We start from the raw sequence: 5,466 nt of genomic DNA on the forward strand, positions 1-5,466 counted from the left end.
CGTATTCAGGTAATCGCAAGCAAGCTTCAGTGAATAGACCGAACTTGCACAGGCTGCATCAAGGCTTAACTGTACATTGCCAAGACCTAGCGCATCAGCAACCAGCTTCGATGCGTTATGTGCAGCCGCACCGTTGATCACATTGAGTGGTTGAGGTTGTTCATTGGTTGGCAATAACTGGAAGTTTTCGTTTGATAACTTTGTTTTCAGCGCCTTCTCCACGACAGAGTGATACATAGGCAAAAACAGATCGTTTGAACGAGACGTTGGGAACGACAGCGCTCCCATAATGATACCTGTGCGCTCTAACACATCCGCACTAAGATTGACGCCTGCATCGACTAACGCTTTTCGGCTCGTATCTAAAGCCCATAAAAAGCTTTGATCGACGCCTTGTAACGACTCTTTTGTTACGCGGTAACCTGAGCTGTCAAAGTTAAAGTTTTCAATGTAACCGCCCTTATCGCAGTAAAAACGGTCAGACTCCCCTTGCACACCTTGATAGTTTTGCGGTGTCGCACCAAGCTTTACAGCGCTTAACGTTGTACGAGAGTCTTTTTTATCGAGTAAATTTCGCCAAAAATCTTTTGGCGTATCTGATTGCGGGTACTGATTGGCAATACCCACAATCGCAATTTTATTGCATTTTGTTTTTGAAGCACGATTTGATTGAGAACTCATACTGGCTCTCCTTGATGATTATTCGTTTTATTACCCGAAACTGACAAAGTTTCAGACTTAGCTAAACCGTGTTGATATTTCGCGCGGTTCATTTGCTGCTCTAGCCCTTCGATGAGAGGGGTAACAGAGAGTGGAATTTGATGAGTGATTAGCTGACCGATACACTTCAATAAGGTCATGATGTCTTCGCCACCCTTTGCATTCGTAGCAACCGTGCAATACTCGTTAGCCACTTCGTCAGTACGGTTAATCTTATCGATTAATGTGCTGGTTTGGCGGTCAGCCCCTACCTCGATAAACAGATGAGCGCCCTGTTTACGGGCGCTACGTATTAACGAAGTAAAATCCAATGTTGAGCAAAACGTGTCAGCAATAGAACGTGCGATACTTTGACTGTCTATATCCACCGGACGATTCTCAGCGGCACTGATAAAACGAATATGCTCAGGAAGTTCATCAAACACGGGTTGCGTGTAGAACTCACGTATCTGCTCATGCTGACTCCAAGCTGGGGTCGTATGCATCGCTGTTACACGGTTCGCTGGAATTCCACGCTTTCCTAGCTTCTTGAGAAGTGCTCGGCACGTTTCTTCACAGCCCGCGAGTACGCAAGTGTCACCTTGAATAATGGCTAAATAGGCACGTGGAAATTCAGGTAACAGGGCTTTAATAGCGGCAGCATCACTGCGAACAACAAAGCTATTCCACTCTATTTGCTCAGTAGCGCTTAATTGCCAATTCTTTCGGACCGCTGTTAACTTTCCAGAAATCGCCGTAGTAAAGATTGGGCTGGTTTGAGTCATCTCAATCAGCGCATGGGGGTTTTTCCACACTCCCAAGCTTGCCCACATCGACGCTTCACCCTTGGAATAACCTAATGCGAAGTCCGGCTGAACTGCAAAATCTTCACACAATAATTGAGTGAGGATATAGCTGCTGCCCACCCCCGCAATTGCCAGTTCACTCAATGACAATTCTTGCGGTTCATCAGCGTAAGTCTTACTCGCTTGCAACATTTCCTCTAGATCCCCTTCTCGCTCTAAGCGCGCAAAAAGCTGTGGGAAATAGTGATGAAATGCTCGAAGCAGGCCTGGATAGACAGTACCAACACCTGGGTAAACAAACGTGACGCCACCTTTGCTGTTTGGCGCTGGTGAAAAGCAACTTCCAGATGGTGTTTTGTAATGACTGTTTTCAGCCATGACTTTGCCCAGCGAGTTTTCTAACGCAGCGATCTCTTTTATTGCAGACTCTACCGATGCCGCTTGAATAACGATATCAGCACAAGCGGGATTTTTGGAACCCGATGTCTGATACTGTTTGAGGTTAGAATGCATTAACTCAATAAGTTCAATCGCTTGAAGATCACTAGATCCAATTACAGGCAGATTACTAAGCTGCACTTTGAGTTGCGCTAAAGCGGATTTGAGTTCGGATTCATTTGCACCACTAACGACAAACATGACTCTTTCTTTAGAAAGTAATGGCTTTGCGGGTTGCAGCCCAGTCGCTTGAGTCAAAATTAAGCTTGTTGAATCTTCACATTCGCTATTAAACGTTATTAAAGCGACACGAGCTTTATTCTGCTGGGTAAACCAATAACGATTAGCCAATGTGCGACCGGATAGAGCAGTCACGAGACCAAACAGTTCAGCAAATTGCTGGGCAGGCGTCGTTAAATTAAACGTTCGCTCATAGCTAAGGTCTTCAGGCAGGCGTCGTGCATGTGAGAGAGCTTTTGCAATACTCTCACTTTTTGTCGCATTGTTTTCAGAAAAACCAGCGAAGTACGCATGTGGATGAATTTTACTTTTCGCAGCACTCAACGCGTTTAACATCAAAATACGATTGGCCATGACACCATGACTGGATGGGGTCGTTAGTTCAACAACATGGCCTTGAGTAACCGCTTCAATCGCGTTATTGATCGATAAATTGAAATTATCGCCGAGCGCTATTTTTTGAATACTAGGAAGTTCGGATAATAAGTCGACAGAAAGTCCAGCGGCGTTTGCAGGCTGAGCTAAAAGAGCGATGCGCAAAGGCATCGCTTTATTGGAAGGAACAGTCACTATGAGGATAGCTCCTGTGTTTTCTTAGACTCAGTAGTTTTCGACTTATTTGTCATTTGCATCGCTGATTTGTTCTCGGTTTCTTTGACAGAAGCCACAGGATTATTTGCCAAGAACGCGTCGTTAAGTGTTTTGCTAATCGTAACTTTAGCACCATTCATTACTGTACTTAATCGACCGTCTTGATGATAAAGCGAAATGTTCGCTTGCAGTGATCGAGCAGTACTCTTAATCACTTCAAGTTCGAGCCATCCTTTGTCTCCTACTTGCATTGGCGAGTAACAGATCATCTCACTGATCGCAGAAGGTAGACTCGCTGAACCATATTTTAAACGAGCCCAAACGAGCATCGCCTGTAGCAAGTAATCTTCGGTGAATGGTTGGCTATCACCAAAACCATTTTTTGCGATGAAAGAGCCGCAGTCGCTATCAACAATTGTCGGCATCTCACACTGAGCTAATAAGCCTTGATCATCAAATCGCTCGACCGTTTTGATACCTTGTAGCGTTGGCCCGTGAAATAACGTGCCGTCACTGTATAACGTGTCTGACGTTGTAACCGCTTCACCTGTAGCGACATTAAAGTGCTTCGTTAGTGCCGCTGGTACTTCACTGACTGTTTGTGCGTCTGCTATCTGCAATTCAGCTTGGTATTGCGGACGGCCTTGGCAGCTGATCAACGCTTTTATCACGCCGTCTTCCAAATGCGTTTTAGATACCATAGGTGACAGTGTCACTGTTAATTCTTGTGCTTCGTCTGTGTCAAAGATTACGCCTTTAAGCAATTTGTAGTTGCGAACGCTAACGCTTGCCCCTAACAATTGTTGCGCTGTTTCACGCATCCATTGGATTGCACACACTGTCGGTAACACTGGGTTACCGGCAATGCAGTGATCCTTGATAAAAGGCAGAGCCTTTGGATTAAGGATACGTGTCACAGTGATGCTTGTTTTTAGCGGACTCTTTGCAAGTTGCACAGACTCCGCATTACGCTTTTTTACAGAAGCTTCCTTGCTATCTGCGCCTTGCATGCTCGTACCCACTAGAAGTTGGATACCTGTTTCGCTTAATAGCTGAGAGCTGAACAGTTCTGCCCCCGCTTGTAAAGGAATCACGTACACACCGCGTTCAGTGAACATTTTTTTCAGTGCCGCGTTAACCATGCCACCATCCCACGGCCCCCAGTTAAAGCTCATCACTTTTGCTTCAGGGTTGCGGGCTGACAGTTGCAGTGCTGCTTTGTTCAGGATTTCGTTCGACATTGCGTAATCGCTCTGCCCTGTATTTCCGTAAAAACCAGCCGCAGATGAGAACATCGCAACAAGTTTTAGCTTGCTGCTGTCAAGGCCACCAAGTACGGCTTCTAGTCCGCCGACTTTCGTTCCATAAACCATATTCAGTTCATCTAACGTTTTATCCTGAATGTGTTTGTCAGCGAGTACACCCGCGCCATGGATAAGGCCTGTAATGTTGTTGAAGTTAGCCAACGAGTTTGCCACTGACTCACTGTTTGAAACATCAAGACTTAGATATTCAGCACTTGCGCCTACTTCTTTAAACGCCGCAAGAGCTGCGTTAATTTCTAAGCTGCTTAACACGGGTTTCAATAATGCATCGACTTTCTTCGGTGTTGGTTTATCACTCATCACTTGCAAGTGTGCAATTGCAGCAGATTTCAGTTCGCTTTCTTGCTTACCTTGAGCCCATTGTGGAAGTTCGCTAGCGGTAACATGCTTACTGCGACCCGCTAAGATGAAGTGAGATTGGCATTGCTTAGCAAGCGTTAAAGCACACTCAAAAGTAACGCCTTTAGCGCCTCCCGTGACAAGAACATTGTCGCTCTTATCTAGCTTTGCTGCTGTGTTTTTCGTTAATGCTTCCCCCGGTGTTACTGCAAATAACGTTGAACGACCTGTTTCACCTTCACCAGCTTCAGCTAGACCAACTTCAACCGTATTGGTGTCAATATCGTGAAGCTCAGCGGTAATCGCTTCAGCTAGATGACGAGCATCTAATGCCAGTGTTGCATCAAGCGCACGGCAGAACACATTTGGCCATTCATGGCTCAACGTTTTCGTTAAACCTGACAGTGCCGCTTGGTTTAGCTCTGCATTGACTAATTGCTTTGAATCCAAGTAACCAAAACCACCATCAATACGGCTTAGAGTGAAGAACACGCTACGACCTGATACGGTATTTAGCTGGCTGTTTAAGTGCTTCGCAAATAAGAACGCAACGGACAATGACGATTTGGAATCGACATTTAGATTAACGCCTGACTTAGGCTTCTCTTCTTTCGAATTAACGAGTGCTTGCAGGTGAACAAAACCCGCAATGACTTTGTTTGAAGATTTGAGGTCTGCTTCAATTGAATTGATAACAGCGCTTACACCTGCATCATCAATGCTTTCTAGCGTGTAGCTTGCGATTTCACTGTTTAGTGGAGATGCGGCAGATAGAGGACTACGTACTACAGCAACTTGAACGCCGTTAGCAGTCAGCTTTTCTGCTAAAACACCCGCGTTATGACCATCGTCTGTGATCACAACACAAGCATCTTTTGAAAAACAGTCGACCAGTTTATCTACCGCTGGTAACTTTTTTAGCGCTACCTCGTTGTGTGGCGGAAGTTCTGCTGTCGCTGTTTCTGTGATAGCAGTTACCGCTTGAGAGGCTGACTTGTCATTACTAGCCACTGGAGCCGTCGCAGAAA

3 protein-coding genes are annotated in these 5,466 nt (G+C 45.5%); all 3 read right to left on the bottom strand.

The genetic code is table 11. From position 1 onward, the window contains the following. The coding region (locus ACP45E_RS22550) for a beta-ketoacyl synthase N-terminal-like domain-containing protein (protein WP_277815740.1) at positions 1 to 681 on the bottom strand (681 nt) is incomplete at its 3' end. Beyond that, positions 678 to 2,753 carry a PfaB family protein gene (locus ACP45E_RS22555; protein ID WP_017037952.1) on the bottom strand — a complete coding sequence of 692 codons (2,076 nt, stop codon included), beginning with the start codon at positions 2,751 to 2,753 and terminating at the stop codon, positions 678 to 680. The genes ACP45E_RS22555 and ACP45E_RS22550, both read right to left, overlap by 4 nt. Next, the coding region (locus ACP45E_RS22560) for a KR domain-containing protein (protein ID WP_141707502.1) at positions 2,753 to 5,466 on the bottom strand (2,714 nt) is incomplete at its 5' end. The genes ACP45E_RS22555 and ACP45E_RS22560, both read right to left, overlap by 1 nt.

Origin of the sequence: Vibrio genomosp. F10 str. 9ZD137, from assembly GCF_049974785.1 — a bacterium.
GTDB lineage: Bacteria > Pseudomonadota > Gammaproteobacteria > Enterobacterales > Vibrionaceae > Vibrio.